Here is a 25187-nt window from a genome sequence, read left to right as displayed (position 1 = left end):
AAATATCTAATTTTACAGCTTGAATATATAATAATAAGGTGAATTTAATCAACATTGCATGAACAAGACTGAACAGACATACCACGTACCTGTATTACTGCATGAAAGCATTGAAGGCATGCACATCCAACCCAAGGGAATTTACGTAGACGTCACCTTTGGAGGAGGAGGACATTCCAAGGAAATCTTACGTCAGATGGACAAGGGAAGCAGACTGTTCAGCTTTGACCAAGACCCTGATGCGGAAAAAAACATCGTCAATGATGACCGATTCACCTTTGTGCGAAGTAATTTCCGCTATCTGCACAATTTTCTCCGGTATTATGGAGTAGAACAAGTAGATGCCATCTTGGCCGACCTGGGAGTCTCCTCACATCATTTTGATGACTCGGAAAGAGGATTTTCATTCCGGTTCGACGGAAAACTGGACATGCGTATGAACAAGCGTGCCGGAATTACCGCGGCCGAAATTGTCAATATTTACGAAGAAGAACGGCTGGCCAACGTATTTTACCTGTATGGCGAACTGAAGAACAGCCGTAAACTGGCTTCCGTGCTGGTGAAAGCCCGCTCCTTAAAGCCAATTGAAACCATCGGAGAATTCATTGAAATCATCAAACCACTATACGGCAAAGAAAGAGAAAAAAAGGAACTGGCCAAAGTCTTTCAAGCCCTGCGCATTGAAGTAAATCAGGAAATGGAAGCCTTGAAAGAAATGCTTTATGCAGCCACAGAAGCACTGAAGCCTGGAGGTAGACTGGTGGTCATTACCTATCATTCACTGGAAGACCGTATGGTAAAGAATATGATGAAAACAGGGAATGTGGAAGGAAAAGCAGAACAAGATTTCTTCGGCAATGTACAAACACCATTTAAATTGATAAACAACAAGGTAATTACCCCCTGCGAAGACGAGATACAACGTAACCCTCGCTCTCGCAGTGCTAAATTAAGAATCGCAGAAAAGAAATAAATAACTCATGGAACCACAAGAAACAACCACGCAAGACACTCCACATATTACGTGGAGAAGTATATTGGGAGGAGAGGTACTGGTTCACCTGATGAAACGACAGTCCAATCTGATTATCCTGATCATGATTCTGGTTATCTTGTACATAGACAACCGGTATTCCAGCCAGCAGGAAATGATTGAGATAGACCGCCTGAAAAAGGAACTGATTGATACAAAATACGATGCCCTGACCATTTCTTCCGAACTGACAGAACGAAGCCGCCAGTCACGTATTGAAGAATATATTTCGGCTGAAGGTACGCCCCTGAAAACAGCGTCTACTCCACCCTATTTAATAAAGAAGGAGGATTCTGAGAAATGATACCGGGACAAAAAAACATTATGCTGCGATATACGTTCGTCGTATTCATCATGGCATTGCTAGCTATTGCGGTCATCGTGAAAGCTGCCATTATCATGTTCGCCGAACGGCAATATTGGAAGGATGTAGCCGACCGTTTTGTAAAGGAAAACGTCATCATCCATCCTACACGAGGAAACATCATCTCCTCGGATGGGAAACTGATGGCCAGCAGTCTGCCGGAATACAAAATCTATATGGACTTTCTGGCAGGAGGAGAAAAGAAAGATACCATGCTGATGAACCACCTCACAGAAATTTGTGAAGGGCTTCATCAGATATTCCCAGATAAAAGCGCCAAAGAGTTCCGCCAGCATATCTTAAAAGGCAGACGCAAAAAAAGCCGGAACTACCTGCTTTATCCCAGACGTATCTCCTATATTGAATACAAGGAAGCCAAACAACTTCCGGTGTTCAACCTCACAAAATATAAAGGAGGATTCCATGAACTGGCCTTCAACCAGCGCAAAAAACCTTTCGGTTCGCTTGCTGCACGTACGCTGGGCGACATGTATCCGGATACCACCATGGGAGCAAAAAATGGTATTGAATTGACATACGATTCCATTCTGCGCGGACAAGATGGCATCACCCATCGCCAGAAAGTGATGAACAAATACTTGAACATCATCGACAAACCAGCCGTAGATGGCTGTGACATCATCACTACCATCGATGTCGACATGCAGGATATCGCGGAAAAAGCACTTGTAGACCAGTTGAAGAACCTGGAAGCCGTATTCGGAGTAGCTATCGTCATGGATGTTGCCACCGGAGAGGTAAAAGCCAGCGTCAATATGACAAGAGCCGGCGATGGCAACTACTATGAAATGAAGAATAATGCCGTAAGCAACCTGATGGAACCAGGCTCTACCTTCAAGACTGCCTCCATCATGGTGGCCTTGGAAGACAAGTACATCACTCCCGACTATGTAGTGGATACAGGCAACGGTATTGTCAATATGCACGGAAGTTTCATGAAAGACTGGAACTGGTATAAGGGCGGATATGGAAAAATTGACGTGACCAAGATTCTGGAGGTTTCCTCCAATGTGGGAGTATCTACCATCATCGACAAATTCTACGGAAAAGACCCGCAGAAGTTTGTAGATGGGCTACGCCGCATGAGCATCGACAAACCGCTGAACCTGGGATTTGTAGGAGAAGCAAGCCCACGCATTTTAGGACCCAAAGAACGTTATTTTGCCAAAACAACTCTCCCATGGATGAGCATCGGTTACGAAACCATGATTCCTCCTATTTATATCCTCAACTTTTACAATGCCATAGCCAACAATGGTACCATGGTCAAACCTAAGTTTGTAAAAGCCATAGCTAAAGATGGAGAAATTTTAAAGGAGTTTCCGACAGAAATCGTCAATCCTAAAATCTGTTCGGACACTACCCTGACGATGATTCGTGGAATTTTGCGAAAAGTGGTATCGGAAGGATTGGCCAAACCGGCAGGCAGCAAACAATTCAGCGTATCCGGCAAGACTGGTACCGCCCAGATATCCCAAGGAAAAGCCGGATACAAAGCAGGAGGTGTCAGTTATTTGGTCAGCTTCTGTGGCTATTTCCCTTCTGAAGCACCTAAATACAGTTGTCTGGTTTCCATCCAGATACCTCACGGACCTGCCTCAGGAGGTTTGCAGGCAGGTAGCGTATTCAGCCGCATTGCAGAACGCATTTATGCAAAGCATCTGTATCAGGACCTGGCTACAGCCAAAGACTCCACTTCGATACTGGTGCCGCATGTCAAGAACGGAGATATACGAGAAGCATCGTATGTATTGAACAATCTCCACATACGCAGCAACAGTTCCACGATTCCCTACGGAAACAAGCCGCTATGGGGAAAAGCCAACTGCTCTCCTACTTATGCGGAACTGAAAAAGATACACACCGATAAGAATCTCATTCCCAACGTAAAAGGAATGGGAGCCAAGGATGCGGTCTACCTGCTGGAAAGCAAAGGGCTGCATGTCCGCTTGTCGGGAGTAGGAAAAGTAAGCAAACAAAGCCTCAACGCAGGCTCTTATTTACATAAAGGACAAACAATTACATTAACGCTAAACGATTAGAATAAAATGAAACTTGAAAATATTCTGAAAGTTGTCAACGTTCTTAATCTGAAAGGTAATGCAGATTTAGAAATCGAAGGAATCCACATGGATTCACGCATGGTGAAAAAAGGGTTTATGTTCGTAGCTGTAAAAGGAACTCAAGCCGACGGACACAATTATATTTCAAAAGCAATTGAAAATGGAGCTACCGCAGTGGTCTGTGAACAGTTGCCCGAAAAGCTAGACGAACACGTCACCTATATTCAGCTACACGACACGGAAGAAGCTGTAGGCAAACTGGCTACCACATTCTACGGAGATCCTACTTCTAAACTGGATTTGATTGGAGTGACCGGTACCAATGGGAAAACAACCATTGCTACCTTATTATATAATATGTTCCGCGCATTCGGATACAAGGCCGGACTGATTTCCACCGTATGCAACTATATTGACGGAGAAGCCATTCCAACTGAACATACGACTCCTGATCCCATCACGCTGAACCAGCTACTGGGACGCATGGCCGACGAAGGATGCAAATATGCATTCATGGAAGTCAGCTCACACTCTGTAGTGCAGAAACGCATCAGTGGATTGACTTTTGCCGGAGGTATTTTTACCAACATTACCCGTGACCACCTGGATTATCACAAGACATTTGAAAATTACCTGAAAGCTAAAAAGGCATTCTTCGACGGACTCCCGAAACAGGCTTTTGCGCTGACCAATGCGGATGACAAGAATGGACTGGTCATGACACAAAACACCAAAGCCCGAGTTTCAACCTACTCTTTGCATTCATTGTGCGATTTCAAGGGAAAAGTGCTGGAAGACAGTTTTGACGGTATGCTGCTGGACATCAATAACCGCGAAGTAAACGTGCAGTTTATCGGACGTTTCAATGCCTCCAACTTGCTGGCTGTTTACGGTGCAGCTTGTCTGCTAGGCAAGAAACCGGAAGAGGTATTACTGAAACTCAGCATGCTGCGCCCTGTTTGTGGACGCTTCGATGCCAAACGCTCTCCGAAAGGATATACTGCCATCGTAGATTATGCCCATACCCCAGATGCACTGGTGAACGTCTTGGAAACCATCCATGAGGTCTTGAGAGGCAGAGGACATGTAATAACAGTAGTAGGTGCCGGTGGAAACCGGGACAAAGGCAAACGTCCGTTGATGGCACAGGAGTCCGTGAAACGCAGTGACAAAGTAATCATTACTTCCGATAATCCCCGCTTTGAGGAACCACAGGATATCATCAATGACATGCTGAGCGGACTTAGCAAGGAAGACATGAAGAAAGTCATCAGTATCGTAGACCGGAAAGAAGCTATCCGTACGGCCTGCATGCTGGCACAACCTCAAGATGTCATTCTGATTGCAGGAAAAGGACATGAGACTTACCAAGATGTCAAAGGAGTCAAGTCTCATTTTGACGACAAAGAAGTTTTGGACGAAATATTCAAAGGAGAACAATAAAAACTGACAAAAGACAATGTTATATTATCTATTTCAATACCTGGAGCAGTTTAACTTTCCGGGGGCACGTATGTTTGGCTACGTGTCATTCCGATCACTGATGGCCGTGATTCTATCATTGCTGATTTCAGCCATCTTCGGAGAGTACTTCATCAACCTGCTCAAAAGGAAACAGATTACAGAAACACAACGTGATGCTTCCATCGACCCCTTTAATGTAAAGAAGGTAGGTGTTCCTACGATGGGAGGAATTATCATCATCGTAGCGATTCTGATTCCTTGTCTGCTGCTGGGCAAACTGCATAATATCTATATGATACTCATGCTTGTCACAACGCTATGGCTAGGAACACTAGGCTTTCTGGACGACTATATCAAGGTGTTCCGGAAAGACAAGGAAGGCCTTCACGGGAAATTTAAAATTATCGGCCAGGTAGGTCTGGGTTTTATTGTGGGAGTCGCTCTCTATTTGAGTCCGGATGTAGTGATACGCGAAAACGTAGAAATCCAGCAGGACGGACGAGTGGTTGATGTAATTCACAAACCAGTAAATGAAAAATCAACCAAGACCACCATCCCCTTCTTCAAGAACAACAACCTGGATTATGCCGACTTTGTAGGATTCCTGGGAGATCATGCACAGGAAGCCGGATGGATTGTATTCGTACTGGTCACCATCTTCGTCGTCACAGCGGTCTCAAACGGAGCCAACCTGAACGACGGTATGGACGGTATGGCCGCAGGTAACTCAGCCATCATAGGGGTAACCCTCGGCATATTGGCTTATGTATCCAGCCACATAGAATATGCCGAATACCTGAACATCATGTATATTCCCGGAAGCGAAGAACTGGTAATCTTTATCTGCGCCTTCATCGGAGCCTTGATTGGTTTCCTTTGGTACAATGCGTTTCCGGCACAAGTATTCATGGGCGATACAGGCAGCCTCACCATCGGAGGTATTATAGCCGTATTTGCCATTATCATACACAAAGAATTACTGATACCGATTTTATGCGGTGTATTCCTGATAGAAAATCTGTCAGTCATTTTGCAAGTCAAGTATTTCCAGCGTGGAAAGAAAAGAGGAGTCAAGCAACGCATCTTCAAGCGTTCGCCTATCCACGATCATTTCCGTACAACCCTGGCACAGCTTGACCCGAATTGTACCTATTTGATCACACGCCCTCACAGCGTATTCCATGAGTCTAAGATTACGGTCCGATTTTGGATTGTAACCATTGTATTAGCAGCAATTACGATAATCACACTTAAAATCAGATAAAGCAATGGCAAGAATTGTCATCTTAGGAGCCGGAGAAAGCGGAGCAGGTGCCGCAGTTCTGGCACAGAAAAAAGGGTTTGACACGTTTGTTTCAGACATGTCAACCATCAAAGACAAGTATAAGACAATGTTGAACGAAAGAGGCATCCAGTGGGAGGAAGGCAGACATACCGAGGAACTGATACTGAATGCCGATGAAGTGATAAAGAGCCCGGGAATTCCCAACGATGCTCCTATCATTCTGAAACTGAAAGCGCAGGGAACTCCTATCATTTCTGAGATCGAGTTCGCTGGCCGATATACGAATGCGAAAATGATCTGCATTACGGGAAGCAACGGAAAAACGACTACCACGTCCTTGATTTATCACATATTCAAGAAAGCCGGACTGAATGTCGGACTGGCAGGCAACATTGGTCAAAGCCTGGCTTATCAGGTTGCGGAATGCAACTTTGACTATTACGTCATCGAACTCAGCAGTTTCCAGCTCGACAACATGTATAAATTCCATGCAAACATTGCCGTGCTGATGAACATCACCCCCGACCACCTGGACCGCTATGGATACGAAATGCAGAATTACGTAGATGCCAAGTTCCGGATTATCCAGAACCAGACAGATGACGATGCATTCATTTTCTGGAACGACGACCCGATTATACAAAGAGAACTTCACAAATATGGTATCCACGGACGTTATTTCCCGTTTGCCGGAAAGAACGAAGAAGGAGTGGCTGCATTCGCCGAAGCCAACAAGGTTTATTTCACTCGACCCATCGCATTCAATATGGAACAAGAGGAACTGGCTCTGACAGGTACGCACAACCTGTTCAATTCCATGGCTGCCGGCATATCTGCCAACATTGCGGGCATCCGCAAAGAATGTATCCGGGAAGCTTTGAGCGACTTCAAGGGTGTAGAACATCGTCTGGAGAAAGTAACTCGAGTGAAAGGAGTAGACTACATCAACGACTCCAAAGCCACCAATGTAAACTCCTGCTGGTATGCCCTTCAAAGCATGAAAACCAAAACCGTATTGATCTTGGGTGGAAAGGATAAAGGCAACGACTACAACGAGATTGCAGATCTTGTCAGAGAGAAATGCAGCGGCCTGATTTTCCTAGGACTTCACAACGAGAAACTGCACGCTTTCTTCGACGGCTTCGGCCTGCCGATTGCAGACGTGCAAAGCATGAAGGACGCCGTAGATGCGGCCTATAAAATGGCAAAAAAAGGAGAAACAGTCCTGCTCAGTCCCTGCTGCGCCAGCTTTGACTTGTTCAAGAGTTACGAAGACCGTGGTGACCAGTTCAAGGAATGTGTAAGAAACTTATAATACAACCAAGGAGTTAGAAACAACAAGAATATGGATTTGCTAAAAAACTTTTTCAAGGGGGACAAGGCGATTTGGATTATCTACCTTTTCCTTTGTCTGATATCCATCGTAGAAGTATTCAGTGCATCCAGTACACTGACCTACAAAAGTGGAGATCATTGGGGACCTATCACCAATCATCTGACACTGTTGATGGTAGGTACCATTGCGGTCTGGATTGTACACAATATTCCCTGCCGCTGGTTCAAGACATTCATAGCCTTGTTGCCTATCTCCTGGGCATTATTGATTGCCGTTTATGTCATTGGAGCACTGACCAACGGTGCCAAACGATGGATTGACTTAGGTTTCATCCAGTTTCAGCCGTCTGAAGTGGCAAAAATGGCTACAATCATTACAGTGGCCTTCATTTTATCGCGTATGCAGGAAGAAGACGGAGCCAGCAAAAGAGCTTTCAAGTTTATATGTGGAATCACCGCCTGCACCTGTGGACTGATTGTCAGTGAGAATCTTTCCACAGCAGTTCTGCTGGCAGGAAGTGTCTTTCTGCTCATGTTCGTCGGACGAATTCCATTCAAACAGCTTGGAATGCTTGCAGGTATCGGCTTTGCGTGCATTCTTCTAGGAGTAGCCACCATCAAATATATTCCCAGTGAAGCATGGGACCATATCGGACTCCATCGTATGGTCACATGGCAAAGTCGTCTGAACAATCACTTTGATGAAGCTGAAGTGCCGGCTGCTAAATTTGACATCGACAACGATGCCCAGATTGCCCATGCCAACATTGCCATTGCAAGCAGCAACATTTTAGGCAAAGGACCTGGCAACAGCGTACAACGGGATTTCCTTTCACAGGCATTCTCCGACTTTATCTATGCCATCATCATTGAAGAGCTCGGACTGGTAGGAGGAGCCTTTGTGGCACTTCTTTACATCCTCTTACTGATGAGAATAGGTAAAATAGCCAGAAACTGTGACAAATCCTACTATGTATTTCTCATTACGGGAATCGGCATTCTTTTTGCCCTGCAGGCTACATTCAACATGCTGGTAGCCGTAGGCATCATGCCCGTCACCGGACAGCCTCTTCCCCTTATCAGCAAAGGAGGAACCTCTACACTGGTCAACTGTGTCTATATTGGCATGATTCTCAGTATCAGTCGGTATGTAAACGATTTGAAGCGCCGACAGGAAGCCCAGACATTGGAACAGCAAACCGAACAAAAACAAGAGTTTATCCCTGAGACCAATATCACATCGCAGGAAGAGTCCGTTTAAAAGTTTATTTTTAACTTTGCAGGCAAATAATACAAAGATATGGAAGAACATTTACGCATCATAGTGAGTGGAGGCGGTACAGGAGGACATATCTTCCCGGCCATTTCCATTGCCAACGCCATTAAAGAATTGCATCCGGAAGCTGAAATCTTATTTATCGGAGCTGAAGGACGTATGGAAATGCAACGCGTACCGGCCGCAGGATACAAGATTATCGGACTCCCGGTAGCCGGATTCGACCGGAAGCATTTACTAAAAAACATCGGTGTACTCATCAAACTGTTCAGAAGTCAGTGGATGGCCCGAAAAATCATAAAAGACTTCAAACCTCATGCTGCCGTAGGTGTAGGAGGCTATGCCAGCGGACCGACGCTAAAAGTGGCCGGCATGATGGGCATTCCGACACTGATACAAGAACAGAATTCTTACGCAGGTGTCACCAACAAATTGCTGGCCCAGAAAGCCGAGAAAATATGTGTAGCATACGAAGGCATGGAGCGCTTCTTTGATAAAAACAAAATCATCCTTACCGGAAACCCTGTCAGACAAGGACTGCTAAAGGAAAAGATTTCACGCGAGGAAGCCATCCGGTCTTTCGGCCTGGATCCGCATAAAAAGACCATTCTGATTATTGGAGGTAGTCTGGGAGCGCGCACTATCAACAACTGCGTCATGCAAGGATTTGATAAAATCAAGAATTCAGGAGTACAATTCATCTGGCAGACAGGAAAAATCTACATCGATGAAGCCCGCAAAGCCGTACAGGCTTACGGAAAGTTGCCCATGCTATATACCTCTGATTTCATTTCAGATATGGCTGCTGCATATAGTGCCGCCGACCTGGTCATCAGTCGTGCGGGAGCGGGATCTATTTCGGAGTTTTGCCTGCTAGGGAAACCAGTTATCCTGGTACCTTCGCCCAATGTGGCAGAAGACCACCAGACCAAAAATGCACTGGCTCTCGTGAACAAAAATGCAGCCCTTTACGTCAAAGACAGTGAAGCGACGCAAAAACTGGTTGACACCGCCATCCAAACGGTCTGCCAGCCGGATTTATTGGATAGTTTAAGCAAAAACATCAAGAAGCTGGCCATTCAGGACTCTGCAAACATCATTGCAAAAGAGGTCTGCAAGCTGGCCCTAAAATACAAAGAAAGTCATGAACATTAATACAATACAAGCCGTCTATTTCATCGGAGCCGGAGGCATCGGAATGAGTGCCTTGGTACGCTATTTCCTGTCCAAAGGAAAGAAAGTGGGTGGTTACGACCGCACTCCAAGCGAACTGACAGAAAAACTGGTCAAAGAAGGTGCTCTCATTCACTACGAAGAAAACGTATCCCTGATTCCAGAAACATTTCTGCATCCGGAAACCACTCTGATAGTGTATACTCCTGCCATACCAGCTACCCACAAAGAATTGATGTATTTTCAGGAACATCATTTCGAAATACATAAACGCGCCCAAGTGCTGGGTATGTTGACCCAGACAGAAAAAGGCTTATGCGTCGCAGGGACTCATGGAAAAACCACCACGTCTACCATGGCGGCTTTCTTGCTGGACCACTCACACGTAGGATGCAATGCATTCCTGGGAGGTATCTCAAAGAACTACCAGACCAATTTATTGCTATCAGACAAAAGCGACTACGTGGTGATTGAAGCCGATGAATTCGACCGTTCTTTCCACTGGCTGACACCGTATGCCACTGTCATTACGGCAACTGATTCCGACCATCTGGACATTTACGGCACTCATGAAGCTTACCTTGAAAGTTTCCGGAAATATACTTCGCTTATCCGTCCGGACGGATACTTGATTGTGAAGGAAGGTCTGGAATTGCAACCAAACGTCCAACCAGGTGTCACCATTTATACTTACTCCGCTGAAAAAGGTGATTTTCATGCGGAAAATATCCGCATAGGCGATGGTGAAATCTATTTCGATTATGTCTCACCACTCGGAAATATCACCGACATCCAGTTGGGTGTACCCGTGTATGTCAACATCGAGAACGGTATCGCAGCCATGGCACTGGCACAAATTGGAGGAGCAACTCCGGAAGAAATCAAGGCAGCCATGCCTCAGTTCAAAGGAGTAGACCGTCGGTTTGATTTCAAGATAAAGAATTCGCACATCGTCTTTCTGAGTGATTATGCACATCATCCGGAAGAAATCAGACAAAGTGTGACTTCCATCCGCAGACTATATCCTAACCGGAAAATCACAGCCGTATTCCAGCCGCATCTTTACACGCGTACCCGCGACTTCTACCAAGATTTTGCCCGCAGTTTGTCTCTGCTGGATGAGGTGATTCTGTTGGACATCTATCCGGCCCGCGAAGCTCCGATACCAGGAGTCACCAGTCAGCTTATTTATGACAACCTGCGCCAGGGAATTGAAAAAAGTATGTGTACAAAGGAACAGCTCCTGGAAGTACTGAAAAACAAAAAACTGGATGTACTGATAACCCTCGGGGCCGGCGATATAGACAACTTCGTTCCACAAATTTATGAATTACTGAAAGATAGATGATTAAACGGATTCTCATACTCTGCATTTTATTAGCTGTTACAGCCTACTTGATAGTGGCTGTAACCGTATTTAATCGCAAGCCCGAAAATCAGGTCTGCAAGGGTATGGAATTGGTTGTCAAAGACAGTATTGATTACGGTTTTATCACCGAAACTGAGGTAAAAAACCTGCTGAAGCAGAAAAACTTATACCCGGAAAAAAAACGTATCGGCACAATCAATGTCCGCCTGTTGGAAGAAACTCTTTCCCGACATCCCTTTATCAGTAAGGCAGAATGCTACCTTACATCCGGAGGCAAAGTCGGGATCGAGGTCTATCAGCGCATTCCGATTCTCCGAATCATGAGCAGTAACGGAGACAATTATTACATTGACCAATCGGGGAAAATCATGTCTGCTGCCGGAAAATCAGTACATGTAGCTGTCGCTACAGGATTCATCGACCGGAAATTTGCACAGAACGAATTGTATCAGCTCGGACTTTACCTCCAGCAAAACCCTTTCTGGAAAGCGCAAGTAGAGCAGATAAACGTAACTCCCAGAAAAGAATTGGAAATCGTTCCACGCGTGGGAGACCATATTCTTTTTTTAGGAAAAGCGACTGATTTTGAAGAAAAATTCAGTAAATTGCAAACGTTTTACAGTAAAGTGCTAAACCGCATCGGATGGAACAAATATGAACGGATTAGCATCGAATTTAACAACCAAATTATCGGAACAAAAAAAGAGGAGTAAGATATGGCAGTAACAGATTTTATAGCAGCTATCGAACTGGGTTCGACCAACATCACAGGGATTGCCGGCAAAAAGAATGCTGATGGTAGTATCCAGATTCTTGCCTATGCCAATGCCCCTTCGTCAGATTGCATCAAGAAAGGCGCAATCTTTAACCTGGATAAAACTACACAAATTCTAGTTTCTGTCATCCAGAAACTGGAAGAAGACTTGCAGGCTTCCATCAAAAAAGTCTATGTAGGAATAGGCGGACAGTCCATACGAAGCATGCGCAACCACGTAACCAAACAACTAGGGGAAGAAACAAAGATATCACAGGCACTCATTGAATCACTCATGGAAAACAACCGGGAAATCTCACTGGTTGACCAGGAAATTCTGGATGTGGAACCGCAAGAATACAAAGTGGGGAATAACCTTCTGACGGAACCGGTGGGTATTTCAGCCGACCGCATTGAAGGACGTTACCTGAACATCATTGCACACCATACCCTGAAAGCCCGGATTGAACAGTGTTTCAAACAGACCAAATATGAAATTGCCGATTATTTCCTGTCGCCGATGGCCACGGCCAATGTGGTACTGACCGACAGTGAAAAACGTTCAGGATGTGCTCTCGTCGACCTGGGAGCCGATACAACCACCGTATCCGTATATAAAAACAACATATTACGCCATCTGGCAGTCATCCCACTGGGTAGCAACAACATCACAAAAGACATCTGTAGTCTGCAAATTGAAGAAGAGGATGCCGAACAGTTGAAACTACGCTACGGATGCGCTCTCACCCCACCGGCCGAAGAGGAAGAACAGACGGACGAACAAGAATACAGCATTGAAGGGAAATGTACGATACCAGCCCACAAACTGGAATACATCGTTGAAGCCCGTGTCAATGAAATTATTTCCAATGTGTGGAACCAAATCATGGTGTCCGATTATGGAGACAAATTGCTCGCCGGACTCATTCTTACCGGAGGTGCATGCAACATGCCTAACATTGACGGAGCTTTCAAGCAAATCACTAAAATCGAAAAAATCCGCATTGCAAAAGGCGGTAACATCGCACTGACAGGTACTATTCAAATTCCGAAAGACGGTACACAGAATACACTGATCGGGCTGCTGGCAGAAGGCAAGGAAAACTGCCTCAAAGTAGACCCCCGCAAAGGCCACCAATTCGACTTCATAGATGATTTGAAGGAAAAAGAAGCTGAAGCCAAACGCAAAGAAGCCGAACGGATTCAAGCTGAAGAAGCCAAACGGAAAGCCGAAGAAGAAGCTGAGCGGATTCGTAGAATCAATGAAGAGAAAAAACGGCAGGAGGAAGAACGCAACCGGAAAAGACAAGAAGAATATACCACGTACGTAGAAGAAGCCCGGCTGTTGCTGAGTAAGAAAAAGTACAAGGCAGCTCTGAAAGAAATAGACAATGCACGACGGATGCATCTTGCAGAGAAGGAAGAAGAACTGAATGAACTGGAGCATAAAATCAACAAAGAAAAGAAAGAGAACAGTTGGTTCGACATTTTCGCCAAGAAGGTGACAAACCTCTCTGATGAGATTTTAAAAGATAACTGATTATTCACATAAATATATTAGAATTATGTCAGACGAAACAATGGTACCTTTCGATTTTCCGAAAGATTCTCCACATATAATAAAAGTAATTGGTGTGGGAGGTGGCGGTGGAAATGCCGTCAACCACATGTACAAAGAAGGTATCCATGATGTGACATTTGTGGTCTGCAACACGGATAACCAGGCACTGGAAGAGTCACCTGTCCTGCGGAAATTACAGCTGGGTAGCGAGGGACTCGGAGCAGGCAACCGCCCGGCAAAGGCTCGGGCCGCTGCGGAAGAAAGCATCGAAGACATCAAAGATATGCTGAACGACGGATGCCGCATGGCATTCATCACAGCAGGTATGGGAGGAGGAACCGGAACCGGCGCCGCTCCTATCATTGCCAAAACGGCCAAGGACATGGAAATCCTGACGGTAGGTATCGTCACCATTCCGTTCTTGTTCGAAGGCAACAAGAAAATTGACCAGGCACTCGACGGAGTGGAAGAGATGAGCAAACACGTAGATGCCTTGCTGGTCATCAACAACGAACGTCTGCGTGACGTGTATTCCGACATCAGCGTCATGAATGCCTTCGGAAAAGCAGACGACACACTGTCTATCGCCGCAAAGAGCATTGCCGAAATCATTACTCTGCGAGGTATCATCAACTTGGACTTCAACGATGTGAAAACCGTGTTGAAAGACGGTGGAGTAGCCATCATGAGTACCGGATACGGCGAGGGAGAAGGAAGAGTGACACAAGCCATCACCGATGCACTTCACTCTCCGCTGCTGAACAACAACGATATTTTCAATTCCAAGAAAGTATTGTTTGTCATTACTTACAGCCCCAACAGCGAACTGATGATGGGTGAAATGGATGAGATTCACGAATTCATGAGCAAGTTTGGGAAAGACGTAGAAACCAAATGGGGTCTTTACACCGATGAAACACTGGAAAACAAAGTGAAATTCACTATCCTGGCTACAGGATTCGGCATCAAGGACGTACCAGGCATGGACAACGTACTCAAGCAGCGTACACTCGAGGAACAGAAAAGGCTGGATGACTTGGAAGAAGAAGAGCAGAAAAAAGACGAGCGCCGAAGCGACTACTACGGGAAAAGCATCCTGAAAAGCAGCATCCGGAAAAAACGCCCGAACATCTACATCTTCAGTCAGGAAGACTTGGCCAACGATGACATCATCAGTATGGTAGAAACCACTCCTACCTACAAACGTACAAAGATGGAACTGGAAAATATCCGTTCCAAGGCTACTACGGAAGAGAAAATCGCACCGGAACCTGAAACAACCAGCAATACCGGCTCCATGACGATTACTTTCTAACAGAATCGACAAAGAAACAATATTTAAACATTTAGGACTATGGATTTATTCGAACAAATCAGCAACGATATCAAAGAGGCCATGAAGGCCAAAGACAAAGTAAGACTGGAAACCTTGCGTAACATCAAGAAATGTTTCCTGGAAGCAAAGACCGCTCCGGGAGCCAATGATACCCTGACAGACGATGCAGCCTTGAAAATCATGCAGAAACTGGTGAAACAAGGAAAAGACTCGGCTGCCGTATATGAGGGACAAGGGCGTGCCGACCTGGCAGAAGAAGAAATGGCTCAGGTTCGTGTCATCGAAACTTATCTGCCGAAGCAGCTTTCTCCGGAAGAACTGGAAGCCAAATTGAAGGACATCATTGCCCGCGTAGGTGCTACCAGTGGTAAAGACATGGGAAAAGTAATGGGCGTAGCCTCCAAAGAACTGGCCGGACTGGCTGAAGGGCGTGCCATTTCTGCCAAAGTAAAAGAATTGCTGGGATAAAATCCTCCCCATAAGATTTTCTACGGGATGTATTTTCAAGTAAAGAGAATGCATCCCGTTTTTTTGTGCAGCCTTCCCCAGCCTCAACCAAACAATTCCTTCAGCACATCGAGTGATTTCAGTTCCGGAAAATCCGGAAGATGCAAACGGTAATATTCCATCATGACCGTCAGACAACGCTGACGCTCCAGCCGATTCATGCCGAAGAGAAACATGGTTTCATAGTTCATCCTTGCCAGCTGACGAATGTGCGATGCCTCTTCCGGTGAAAGCGACATACCGTGCAAAGGCTTGGTTTCCACAAAACATGCATTCAGCATATCAAACCAGTCCCCTTCCCGATAGTTTTCCAAATTGGGATAAAATCCAAGAAAACGTGACAGACGAATCAAAAATACCAGATGAAAATTAGCAAAATCCTCTCCACAAGCATCCAGCCAGCGGATTGAAGAAGAAAGGTAAGCAAAGAGCGGCTCATTCTTTCCTTCCTCGCGCAAGGCATGCGACAAGAATTCTGCCAAAAACATTACAATGCCCAACTTATAGGGATTATAGGGCAGAGACTCCAACGGATAAGACAACCGTGCTTCTTTGATAGACGGAAGTGCAGCTTTCGAACGCACATCGGCCTCCACCTCTACCAAAGAAAACGGACGAAACAAGACTCCATTGACCAATGATTTACGTGAACGTACCGCAGGTATCAGAAACGACATGCTTCCGTTCTGACAAGTATAAATATGCACGATATTCGATTTGTCACTGTATTTCACCACATGCAATACGACGCCTTCCAATCTTTGCAACATATCTTCTCCGAATTAAGCCCCGGTTATTGACCGCCCATCGACTGGAACAAACGAATCACTTTTTCCCGGTCTTTCCGACGCACGGTCAGTGCCACGTTTCCTGCCTCTTCCTCAGAAGAAACCATCAACACAGGAATATCCTTCAACAATGCCACCAGGTTCTTATCGGCTTCCCGTTCGTCCGTTTCCGGACCTTCCTGCACACAGATTACCTCTACTTCATGCTCCAGAACGACTTCGGCAAACGAGGAAAGTTCCCTGCACACCTTCTCCAAACCGCCATTTCCTTCCCCTGTCACTACGGAAAAACTCCCGGCCGAAGAAGCCATGGCATAAACCGGCATGTCATACCGCGACAATACTCCTAATGCATGCTCCAGAAAACGGAAGGAGGCCACTGCCTCCAATGTACGCAAACGCATATAAACCAATTCTTTGCAAGTCGAAAGTTCCTGTATGGAAACAGGTTTCCCACTTTTGTCGTCCAGGGCCGCCATACAAACTTTGCCGTCATATACGCCTACAGACTTCAACTTATAGCCTTTCATTTCTCAATCTACCTTAATATAACATCAGTTTTAGGGACGAAAGATAGAAAAAGTCCTTATACTAAACAAACAAAATCAGTAAAGATTTCTCTGTACCACAGTGTGGGATACAAAAACCACAGTGTGAAATATATATCCCACACTGTGAAATACAAATCCCAAACAGTCGTACAGAGAATATACAGATTCAACTAGAAAAATAGGCCTTGAAGCACAAAAGAATGTACCTACATCCCATCCTCACCCCTTCTACAAAGCACTTCAGAACAGGAATATCCTCGTTCCGAAAGGAAAATCACATCCAAAACGTAAAAAAAAGCAGGAATGTTTTGGAGTTTCCGAAATTCTTCCTACCTTTGCATCCGCAAACGAGAGATAAGTATCCTCGTTGAATATCAGGAGGTCTTCCTGAGAGAAAGGATGGCCCGTTCGTCTATCGGTTAGGACGCAAGATTTTCATTCTTGAAAGGGGGGTTCGATTCCCCCACGGGCTACATAATAAACAGAAATCACGAACAATATTAAAGATTAGTCGAGATGGCAAATCACAAATCATCTATTAAGAGAATCAGACAGGAAGAAAAAAGAAGACTTCACAACAGATATTATGCGAAGACAATGCGTAACGCAGTGAAGAAACTTCGTGCAACTACAGACAAAGCTGAAGCTGTTGCATTGTATCCTAGTGTACAGAAAATGTTGGATAAGCTGGCTAAGCGCAACATTATCCACGCGAACAAGGCTGCTAACTTGAAGTCTAAACTGGCTGCTCATATCAGCAAACTGGCTTAAGTTTACACTTGACGTAAGAAAGATATTAAGGCTGGATGTCATCATCTAGCCTTTTGTCGTATCTACCCTCCTCATGCCTTTTTCACGATTTTTAGAGTGCTGAAAATCGGTTCGTAACAGTTTTTTTAGTATCTTTGAAAACTCAAAAAAACGAAGAAAAAAACATGAGTGAAGAACTGACACAGAACAGCGGAAGCAACTACTCGGCCAGCAGTATCCAGGTGCTGGAAGGACTGGAGGCCGTTCGTAAACGCCCCGCCATGTATATCGGCGATATCAGCGAAAAAGGCTTGCATCACCTGGTCTACGAGGTAGTGGACAACTCCATTGACGAAGCCCTTGCCGGTTATTGTACACATATAGAAGTAACCATCAACGAAGACAACTCGATTACCGTACAGGACAACGGTCGCGGTATTCCGGTCGATTTCCACCAGAAAGAAAAAAAATCAGCCCTCGAAGTCGTAATGACGGTCCTCCATGCCGGAGGTAAGTTCGACAAGGGTTCTTACAAGGTATCCGGAGGTTTGCACGGAGTCGGCGTTTCGTGTGTGAACGCCCTGTCCACTCACATGACGACCAGCGTATTCCGCAACGGGAAAGTGTACCAGCAGGAATATGCCTGTGGAAAGCCGCTGTATCCCGTGAAGGAAGTCGGCACAACCGACATCACCGGTACCCGCCAGACATTCTGGCCCGATACCAGCATCTTCACCGTCACCGAATATAAATACAGCATCCTGCAGGCCCGCATGCGCGAACTGGCCTACCTGAACAAGGGTATCACCATCACGCTGACCGACAAGCGCGTGAAGGAAGAAGACGGTTCCTACAAGCAGGAAGTGTTCCACTCTGAAGAAGGAGTGAAAGAGTTCGTGCGTTTCCTGAACTCCAACAATACGCCGCTAATTGACGACGTCATCTACCTGAACACGGAAAAACAGGGAATTCCCATCGAATGTGCCATCATGTACAACACGGGATTCCGCGAAAACCTGCATTCGTATGTGAACAACATCAACACCATCGAAGGAGGTACACACGAGGCCGGATTCCGCATGGCTCTGACCCGTGTGCTGAAGAAATATGCCGAAGAGAGCAAGGCGCTCGAAAAAGCCAAAGTGGAAATTTCCGGAGAAGACTTCCGCGAAGGACTGATTGCCGTGATTTCGGTCAAGGTGGCCGAACCGCAGTTCGAAGGTCAGACCAAGACGAAGCTTGGCAACAACGAAGTGAGCGGTGCCGTGAACCAGGCGGTGGGTGAAGCCCTGACCAACTACCTGGAAGAACATCCGAAAGAAGCCAAAATCATTGTCGATAAAGTGGTGCTGGCTGCTACCGCACGTGTGGCTGCCCGCAAGGCCCGCGAATCGGTTCAACGCAAGAGCCCGATGGGCGGCGGCGGACTGCCGGGCAAGCTGGCCGACTGCTCCAGCCGTGTGGCAGAAGAATGTGAGCTGTTCCTCGTCGAGGGTGATTCGGCCGGCGGTTCTGCCAAGCAGGGACGAAGCCGTCAGTTCCAGGCCATCCTGCCGCTGCGCGGTAAGATTCTGAACGTAGAAAAAGCCATGTGGCACAAGGCATTTGAAAGCGACGAGGTGAACAACATCATCCAGGCACTGGGGGTACGCTTCGGAGTGGACGGAGAAGAAGACAGCAAGAAAGCCAATATCGACAAGCTGCGCTACCACAAGGTCATCATCATGACCGATGCCGATGTCGATGGTTCTCACATCGACACCCTTATCATGACACTGTTCTACCGCTACATGCCCGAAGTCATCCAAGGCGGACACTTGTACATCGCCACTCCACCGTTGTACAAATGCAGCAAAGGAAAAATCAGTGAATACTGCTATACGGACGAAGCCCGTCAGGCCTTCATCCAGAAATACGGAGACGGAAGCGAACAAGGCATCCATACCCAGCGCTACAAAGGTTTGGGTGAAATGAACCCGGAACAGCTGTGGGAAACCACCATGAATCCGGAAACCCGTATTCTGAAACAAGTGAACATTGAAAATGCGGCCGAAGCCGACTACATCTTCTCCATGCTGATGGGCGACGATGTAGGCCCGCGCCGTGAATTTATTGAGAAGAATGCGACGTATGCAAATATCGACGCATGATTCCATTTTTTCTTAATTCATTATTTTAAATCCATCCTCACATCTTACAGAGGGAAACTCCGGATTCCGAAAGGACATCCGGAGTTTTTTATTTGCACAACTCCATGAGATTCATTATTTTTGAGCAGAACAATAAGCCACAACTAATACATAAGATATGAAAATTACTTTTCGCATACAATACCGCACGGTCTGGGGAGAAAGCCTTTGCATCTTCCTCAATCAGCAACAGATACAACATACCGTGGAGATGACCACCCGCAACGGGGAAGAATGGACGGGCGAAGCAAACTTCGACTTTCTTTCCTCTGCCCCCATCACCTACCGCTATGCCGTCAGTCTGCACGGGAAGGTGGTGCGGAAAGAGTTCGGAGCCATCCCCCACTCTTTCTACCCGGGCAACGTACAACAGCAGCATTATCTCATTGAAGACTGCTGGAGAGACCTGCCGCAGCACGCGTATCTCTACACTTCGGCCTTCAACCACGCATATATACCGCAACAGCCGTCCAAACTGTCCGACAATGCCGGGCGCTGCATCACTTTCCGGGCGCTCTGTCCGGGACTGCGGAACCGGAAACAACAACTGGGAGTCATCGGAAGCTGTGCCGCCCTGGGCAACTGGGAATATTGCCGCCCGCTGCGGATGAAGGAAGTGCAGCCCAATGTGTGGCACCTGACACTGGATGCCTCCACCCTGCAGTTTCCTTTTGAATACAAATTCGTGGCTATCCAGAAAGAGACTGGTGCCGTGGAACGATGGGAAACACGTCCCAACCGCACTTTCCCTCTCCAGCCGTTGCAGCGCGGAGAGACTTATCTGCCCATGGAGACGGAAGTATTCTTTGACGACACTCCCCACCGGATTGCCGGCTGCGCCATCCCCGTATTCTCCCTCCGCTCGGAAGGAAGCTGCGGCATGGGCGACTTCGGCGACCTGAAGATGCTGATGGACTGGGCGTACGAAACCAAGCAGAAAGCCATCCAGATTCTTCCCATCAACGATACCACGCTGACGGGGAAGGGGACGGATTCTTATCCCTACAACAGCATCTCCATCTATGCGTTCCACCCGATGTACATCGACCTTCGCCAGCTTCCACCGCTCCACAACAAGAAAGCAGCCGAAGCCTTTGAAAAGGAACGCCTCAAGGTAAATTCTTTCTCCATGATGGATTATGAACAGTCTACTCAGCTGAAACTGAATTACCTGCACCAGATATACAAACAAGAAGGAAAGAAGACTCTTGCCTCAGAAGATTTCCTGGACTTCTTCCGCCGCAATGAAGAATGGCTGCGTCCGTACGCTGCCTTCTGTTACCTGCGCGACTTGTACGGCACCCCCGACTTCAACCAGTGGCCGGCCTACCGTACCTATCAGTCAGACGAAATAGCGCAATTGTGTACCTCCGGACACAAAGCTTATCCGCAGATAGCTTTCTACTACTACCTGCAATACCTGCTTCACGTTCAACTGCTGGCAGTGAGCACCTACGCGCGCCAGAAGGGCATCCTGCTGAAAGGGGACATCCCCATCGGCATCAGCCGCACCAGCGTGGAAGCATGGGTAGAACCTCATTATTTCCACCTCAACGGACAGGCCGGCGCTCCCCCCGACGATTTCTCGGTCAACGGACAGAACTGGGGATTCCCCACCTACAACTGGGAGCTCATGGAAAAGGACAACTACCGCTGGTGGCGCCGCCGCTTCTCCAAGATGGCCGAGTATTTCACGGCCTACCGCATCGACCACATTCTGGGCTTCTTCCGCATCTGGGAGATTCCCGACCATTCCGTACACGGACTGCTCGGCCAGTTCTCGCCGTCTCTTCCGCTCAGTGTAGACGAAATCAAGAGTTTCGGCCTCCACTTCGACCCCGACTTCATGACCCGTCCGTTCATTGATGATAGCGTATTGGAGAAACTCTTCGGCACACAAAGCGACATGGTGCGGAACACCTTCCTGGAGCCTGTGGCAGAAGGGCGCTATGCCATGCGTCCGGAATTTGACACCCAACGGAAAGTGGAAGCTTGGTTCGGCGACAAGCACGACGAAGAAAGTCTGAAGCTGAAGGAAGGTCTCTACACCCTCATCAGTGACGTGCTCTTCCTCCCCGACCACCACGACCCGGAGAAATACCATCCGCGTATCGCCGTGCAGCCTGACTTCGTGTTCCAGCAGCTGAGTTCCAAGGAACAGGAGGCCTTCAATCACCTGTACAACCACTACTATTATCAACGGCACAACGAATTCTGGTATCAGGAAGCCATGAAGAAACTGCCGGTTCTCACGCAGTCCACTCCGATGCTGGTCTGCGGCGAAGACCTCGGCATGGTGCCCGGATGTGTGCCTTGGGTCATGAAACAGCTGCAGATTCTTTCGCTCGAAATACAGCGCATGCCTAAAAAGATGAACGAGGAATTCGGACACACGGAAAACTATCCCTTCCTGTCGGTATGCACCATCGGCACCCACGACATGTCTACCCTGCGTGGCTGGTGGGAAGAAAATCCGGCACGTACCGAACGCTTCTATCACAACGAAATGCATCACATGGGAGCCATTCCGTCACCTGCTCCCGGATGGCTTTGCAAAGACATCGTATTCAATCACCTGAAAAGTCCGTCCCTGCTTTGCATACTAGCCTGGCAGGATTGGATGAGCATTGACGAACGCCTGCGCAACCCGGATGTGGAAGCCGAACGTATCAACATTCCGGCCCATCCACGGCATTACTGGCGCTGGCGCATGCATCTCACCCTGGAGGAACTGCTCAAAGAAAAGGAACTCAACCAGACCATCCGCGAACTGATTGAAGAGAGTGACAGAGAATAACAGCCCTATCTATAAACGAAGTGTCCCCGAAGCCTTTATGCAGACTTCGGGGACACTTCGTTTTTCCCACACCGAGAATTTATTTCTTGTTTCCCAACAGGAACTCGTCGATGGCCTTCTTCAAGGCATCCTTCGGCATGGCACCCTGAGATACCTGCGGCGTGCCTTCTGCCGGAATAAACAGCAATGTCGGAATACTGCGGATTCCAAAGGCTGCCGAAAGCTCCGGCTCCTTGTCTGTGTCTATCTTATACACCACAATCTTGCCTTTGTATTCTCCTGCCAACTCCTCCAGTATCGGAGCCACCATTTTGCAAGGGCCGCACCAAGTGGCATAGAAATCCACAATAGCCGGCAGCTTGCCTTCGTATTTCCATTCCTTGGGATTTTTCTCGTAATTATACACCTTGGTCAGGAACTCGGCTTTAGTCAGGTGCATCACGTTGCTCTGCTCCGCTGTACTCTTCTGCGCCTTTGCCTGACTATCTTTCGCCGCATTACTTCCACAAGCCGGAGTCAGCAAGGCAGCTGTCAGAAGCATCAACAATATTCTTTTCATAAATCACACAAATAATGAGGGTTATTGGTTACATACTGTTCTCACTGTGCAAAAATAGCATCTTCTGTAATAAGAACAAATTTTGAATGAAACAAATAAGGAAGGATATCCATTTATAACGTTTATTGAGACAAAAAAATCCAGACAATATCCGACTTCCCACGTGTCTCTGATATTGTCTGGATTTACAGAAAGTTCTTTCTGGCTATCTTTTATTTAATATTCTTCCTCGTTGAAGAAAAAATCTTCCTTGCTAGGATAATCAGGCCAGATATCTTCTATACTTTCATAAATTTCACCTTCATCTTCCATTTCCTGCAAGTTTTCGATAACTTCCAAAGGAGCCCCCGAACGCATTGCATAGTCAATTAACTCGTCTTTAGTTGCTGGCCAAGGAGCATCTTCCAGCTTTGAGGCCAATTCCAATGTCCAATACATAGTATATAATTTTAAACAGTTTTACTTCCGTTATATTGAAACACAAATGTATAACAAATTCTTTCACTCGCAACGCTTATCCCAATAAATTTCGCTTTCTTCTGTTAAATTATTTAACTTTCTTGACAAAACGAACAAATAATCAGATAATCTATTGATAAAACACTTCACCTGCTCATCCAATTCATAGGAAAGCGTGTCTTCCAGTGCCTGAATCCGCCGCTCCGCACGACGACAAACCGTGCGGCAGACATGGCAGACGGAAGCTGGATAACTTCCCCCCGGCAGAATGAAACCGGATAAGGAAGGCAGCGAGCTGTTTATCCGGTCGATGGCCTGTTCCAACCGATGCACGTTTTCCTCGGAGATATGACTTTCTACTGGACGGTCCATCTTTTCGATGTCCGTAGCCAGATAAGACCCTAATGAAAAAAGCTTGTGCTGCACATGACGAAGCAGTTCCTCATTTTCTGGATCATCCATCACGGAAACCAGCAATCCGATGGTAGAGTTCAATTCATCCACCGTGCCATACGCTTCCAGACGTACGTCTGATTTGGACACCCGTACTCCTCCCACCAGGGAAGTAGTACCTTTATCTCCCGTCTTCGTATAAATCTTGGTCAGTTTCATATCTTCAAATTCAAAGGTTTTAGCAAATTCAAAGGAAATTTACGATGCGGTGTTCTTTCACACGTTCCTTATCGAAAAACACCAGTCCTACGTCGTAAAGATCGAATGTCACTCCCGTACGAGGATCTGCAATCACTTCTTTCCACCATTTTTTCTTGTCCGGCGTGGCATAGGGTGTACCAATCACGAAGCACGTATGCTTATCAACCAGTGGAAGCAGTTGCTCATACACTTCTTTGTAAGCAGTGGTATGGGCGATATGCACAATTTCCGGTTTCACCCCTTCCGCAACCAGCTTCTTCATCTCCGTACGGCAGTCGCCAGTCCGGTAATCGATGGAAGATTTCCCTGAAAGAATTCGTTTTACGGCATCTTCCGGCTCTGCTGAAAACGTATAGACCTGCATGTCAGCATGGGCTTCGGCCATATAACGGGTACTCATGCCGCTTCCTGTACCGATTTCCCACATTACGGACGGCCGCAGATAGTTGACCAGCCGAAACAGGAACTTATCTACCTTTTCCCGGTAATGAGGCAAAAAAGCCACCACCCTGCGCAAGTGATGCAATGGTCCATAAGCATAGAACGGCAAGCGTTCGTACACTACGAACGTGATAAAAAAGAAATCGGAAGGAGAATGTACTCCATATCCATGACGATGCCGGAAGCGGCGGCACCAGTTCCACCCCCTTAATATTATATCCCCCATTTTGCTCGGATTCAATATTTATTTAACGGGGCAAAGATAAAATTTATAGCGGAAAAACAAAAAGGATAGGGAAATTATGATACAAAATATCCTGAATGAAAACCTAAATTTTATCAGGTCTTCATCCAGGATAAATATTTCATGAAGAACGCGTAGGCTCGGCTGTCGGCGCCATGCCACCTTACGGTGGTAGGTTTCCGACAGCCTGCCTCCGAACCGTACGTACACGTCT

General features: G+C 46.7%; 22 protein-coding genes and 1 tRNA gene. 17 read left to right on the top strand and 6 right to left on the bottom strand.

The window, feature by feature from the left end; translation table 11 throughout:
• Positions 1 to 58: 58 nt before the first annotated feature.
• Genes rsmH through OCV81_RS05070 form a run of 13 tightly spaced genes read left to right on the top strand, consistent with a single transcriptional unit; the run spans position 59 to position 15502 of the window.
• Positions 59 to 973, top strand: coding sequence for a 16S rRNA (cytosine(1402)-N(4))-methyltransferase RsmH (rsmH, locus tag OCV81_RS05130; RefSeq protein ID WP_148328980.1), 915 nt, complete (start codon positions 59 to 61; stop codon positions 971 to 973).
• 7 nt (positions 974 to 980) lie between these two features.
• Positions 981 to 1337 (top strand): FtsL-like putative cell division protein, encoded by a 357-nt coding sequence (locus OCV81_RS05125; RefSeq protein WP_022354659.1) that lies wholly within the window; start codon positions 981 to 983, stop codon positions 1335 to 1337.
• Positions 1334 to 3460 (top strand): penicillin-binding protein, encoded by a 2127-nt coding sequence (locus tag OCV81_RS05120; RefSeq protein ID WP_148328978.1) that lies wholly within the window; start codon positions 1334 to 1336, stop codon positions 3458 to 3460. Before OCV81_RS05125 ends, OCV81_RS05120 begins: the two co-directional genes overlap by 4 nt.
• Positions 3461 to 3466: 6 nt before the next feature.
• Complete coding sequence (locus OCV81_RS05115; RefSeq protein ID WP_148328976.1) at positions 3467 to 4924, top strand: UDP-N-acetylmuramoyl-L-alanyl-D-glutamate--2,6-diaminopimelate ligase; 1458 nt, start codon at positions 3467 to 3469, stop codon at positions 4922 to 4924.
• A 16-nt stretch (positions 4925 to 4940) separates the two neighbouring features.
• Positions 4941 to 6209, top strand: a complete 1269-nt coding sequence (mraY, locus tag OCV81_RS05110) for a phospho-N-acetylmuramoyl-pentapeptide-transferase (protein ID WP_148328974.1) — start codon at positions 4941 to 4943, stop codon at positions 6207 to 6209.
• Between the two features lie 4 nt (positions 6210 to 6213).
• Positions 6214 to 7545, top strand: a complete 1332-nt coding sequence (gene murD / locus OCV81_RS05105) for a UDP-N-acetylmuramoyl-L-alanine--D-glutamate ligase (RefSeq protein ID WP_022354663.1) — start codon at positions 6214 to 6216, stop codon at positions 7543 to 7545.
• A 30-nt stretch (positions 7546 to 7575) separates the two neighbouring features.
• Positions 7576 to 8826, top strand: coding sequence for an FtsW/RodA/SpoVE family cell cycle protein (locus tag OCV81_RS05100; RefSeq protein ID WP_148328972.1), 1251 nt, complete (start codon positions 7576 to 7578; stop codon positions 8824 to 8826).
• A gap of 39 nt (positions 8827 to 8865) precedes the next feature.
• Positions 8866 to 9996, top strand: coding sequence for an undecaprenyldiphospho-muramoylpentapeptide beta-N-acetylglucosaminyltransferase (gene murG / locus OCV81_RS05095; protein ID WP_148328970.1), 1131 nt, complete (start codon positions 8866 to 8868; stop codon positions 9994 to 9996).
• Positions 9986 to 11362, top strand: a complete 1377-nt coding sequence (gene murC / locus OCV81_RS05090) for a UDP-N-acetylmuramate--L-alanine ligase (protein WP_148328968.1) — start codon at positions 9986 to 9988, stop codon at positions 11360 to 11362. The genes murG and murC overlap by 11 nt, the downstream gene beginning before the upstream one ends.
• Positions 11359 to 12096, top strand: coding sequence for a cell division protein FtsQ/DivIB (locus tag OCV81_RS05085; protein ID WP_148328966.1), 738 nt, complete (start codon positions 11359 to 11361; stop codon positions 12094 to 12096). Before murC ends, OCV81_RS05085 begins: the two co-directional genes overlap by 4 nt.
• A gap of 3 nt (positions 12097 to 12099) precedes the next feature.
• Positions 12100 to 13677, top strand: a complete 1578-nt coding sequence (gene ftsA, locus OCV81_RS05080; protein WP_148328964.1) for a cell division protein FtsA — start codon at positions 12100 to 12102, stop codon at positions 13675 to 13677.
• A 25-nt stretch (positions 13678 to 13702) separates the two neighbouring features.
• Positions 13703 to 15013, top strand: coding sequence for a cell division protein FtsZ (gene ftsZ / locus OCV81_RS05075; protein WP_148328962.1), 1311 nt, complete (start codon positions 13703 to 13705; stop codon positions 15011 to 15013).
• 39 nt (positions 15014 to 15052) lie between these two features.
• The gene (locus OCV81_RS05070) at positions 15053 to 15502 is read left to right on the top strand and encodes a GatB/YqeY domain-containing protein (RefSeq protein WP_022354670.1); all 450 of its coding nucleotides are present in this window, start codon (positions 15053 to 15055) and stop codon (positions 15500 to 15502) included.
• Positions 15503 to 15585: 83 nt separating this feature from the next.
• Here OCV81_RS05070 and recO read toward each other — a convergent pair whose 3' ends face one another.
• Positions 15586 to 16311 (bottom strand): DNA repair protein RecO, encoded by a 726-nt coding sequence (gene recO, locus OCV81_RS05065; protein WP_148328960.1) that lies wholly within the window; start codon positions 16309 to 16311, stop codon positions 15586 to 15588.
• A gap of 23 nt (positions 16312 to 16334) precedes the next feature.
• On the bottom strand, positions 16335 to 16859 hold the full coding sequence (locus OCV81_RS05060) for a hypothetical protein (RefSeq protein WP_148328958.1): 525 nt from the start codon (positions 16857 to 16859) through the stop codon (positions 16335 to 16337).
• Positions 16860 to 17281: 422 nt separating this feature from the next.
• Between OCV81_RS05060 and OCV81_RS05055 the strand changes: the two genes are divergently transcribed.
• The 4 genes from OCV81_RS05055 (at position 17282) to OCV81_RS05040 (ending at position 22616) form a co-directional block, all read left to right on the top strand.
• A tRNA-Glu gene (locus OCV81_RS05055) sits at positions 17282 to 17353 on the top strand.
• A gap of 43 nt (positions 17354 to 17396) precedes the next feature.
• On the top strand, positions 17397 to 17651 hold the full coding sequence (gene rpsT, locus OCV81_RS05050) for a 30S ribosomal protein S20 (RefSeq protein ID WP_007559907.1): 255 nt from the start codon (positions 17397 to 17399) through the stop codon (positions 17649 to 17651).
• A gap of 164 nt (positions 17652 to 17815) precedes the next feature.
• The gene (gene gyrB / locus OCV81_RS05045; protein ID WP_148328956.1) at positions 17816 to 19780 is read left to right on the top strand and encodes a DNA topoisomerase (ATP-hydrolyzing) subunit B; all 1965 of its coding nucleotides are present in this window, start codon (positions 17816 to 17818) and stop codon (positions 19778 to 19780) included.
• A gap of 157 nt (positions 19781 to 19937) precedes the next feature.
• The gene (locus OCV81_RS05040; protein ID WP_148328954.1) at positions 19938 to 22616 is read left to right on the top strand and encodes a 4-alpha-glucanotransferase; all 2679 of its coding nucleotides are present in this window, start codon (positions 19938 to 19940) and stop codon (positions 22614 to 22616) included.
• A gap of 79 nt (positions 22617 to 22695) precedes the next feature.
• Here the strand turns inward: OCV81_RS05040 and trxA are convergent, their stop codons facing one another.
• The 4 genes from trxA to OCV81_RS05020 form a co-directional block, all read right to left on the bottom strand.
• Complete coding sequence (trxA, locus tag OCV81_RS05035) at positions 22696 to 23175, bottom strand: thioredoxin (protein ID WP_148328952.1); 480 nt, start codon at positions 23173 to 23175, stop codon at positions 22696 to 22698.
• A 216-nt stretch (positions 23176 to 23391) separates the two neighbouring features.
• On the bottom strand, positions 23392 to 23613 hold the full coding sequence (locus tag OCV81_RS05030) for a DUF2795 domain-containing protein (protein WP_002558131.1): 222 nt from the start codon (positions 23611 to 23613) through the stop codon (positions 23392 to 23394).
• Positions 23614 to 23676: 63 nt separating this feature from the next.
• The gene (locus tag OCV81_RS05025) at positions 23677 to 24246 is read right to left on the bottom strand and encodes a cob(I)yrinic acid a,c-diamide adenosyltransferase (protein ID WP_148328950.1); all 570 of its coding nucleotides are present in this window, start codon (positions 24244 to 24246) and stop codon (positions 23677 to 23679) included.
• A gap of 28 nt (positions 24247 to 24274) precedes the next feature.
• The gene (locus OCV81_RS05020) at positions 24275 to 24955 is read right to left on the bottom strand and encodes an O-methyltransferase (protein ID WP_148328948.1); all 681 of its coding nucleotides are present in this window, start codon (positions 24953 to 24955) and stop codon (positions 24275 to 24277) included.
• Positions 24956 to 25187 lie beyond the last annotated feature (232 nt).

It is taken from the genome of Phocaeicola fibrisolvens (genome assembly GCF_025567125.1).
GTDB classification, from domain to species: Bacteria; Bacteroidota; Bacteroidia; order Bacteroidales; family Bacteroidaceae; genus Phocaeicola; species Phocaeicola fibrisolvens.
This window is presented reverse-complemented; position numbering and strand designations above follow the sequence as displayed.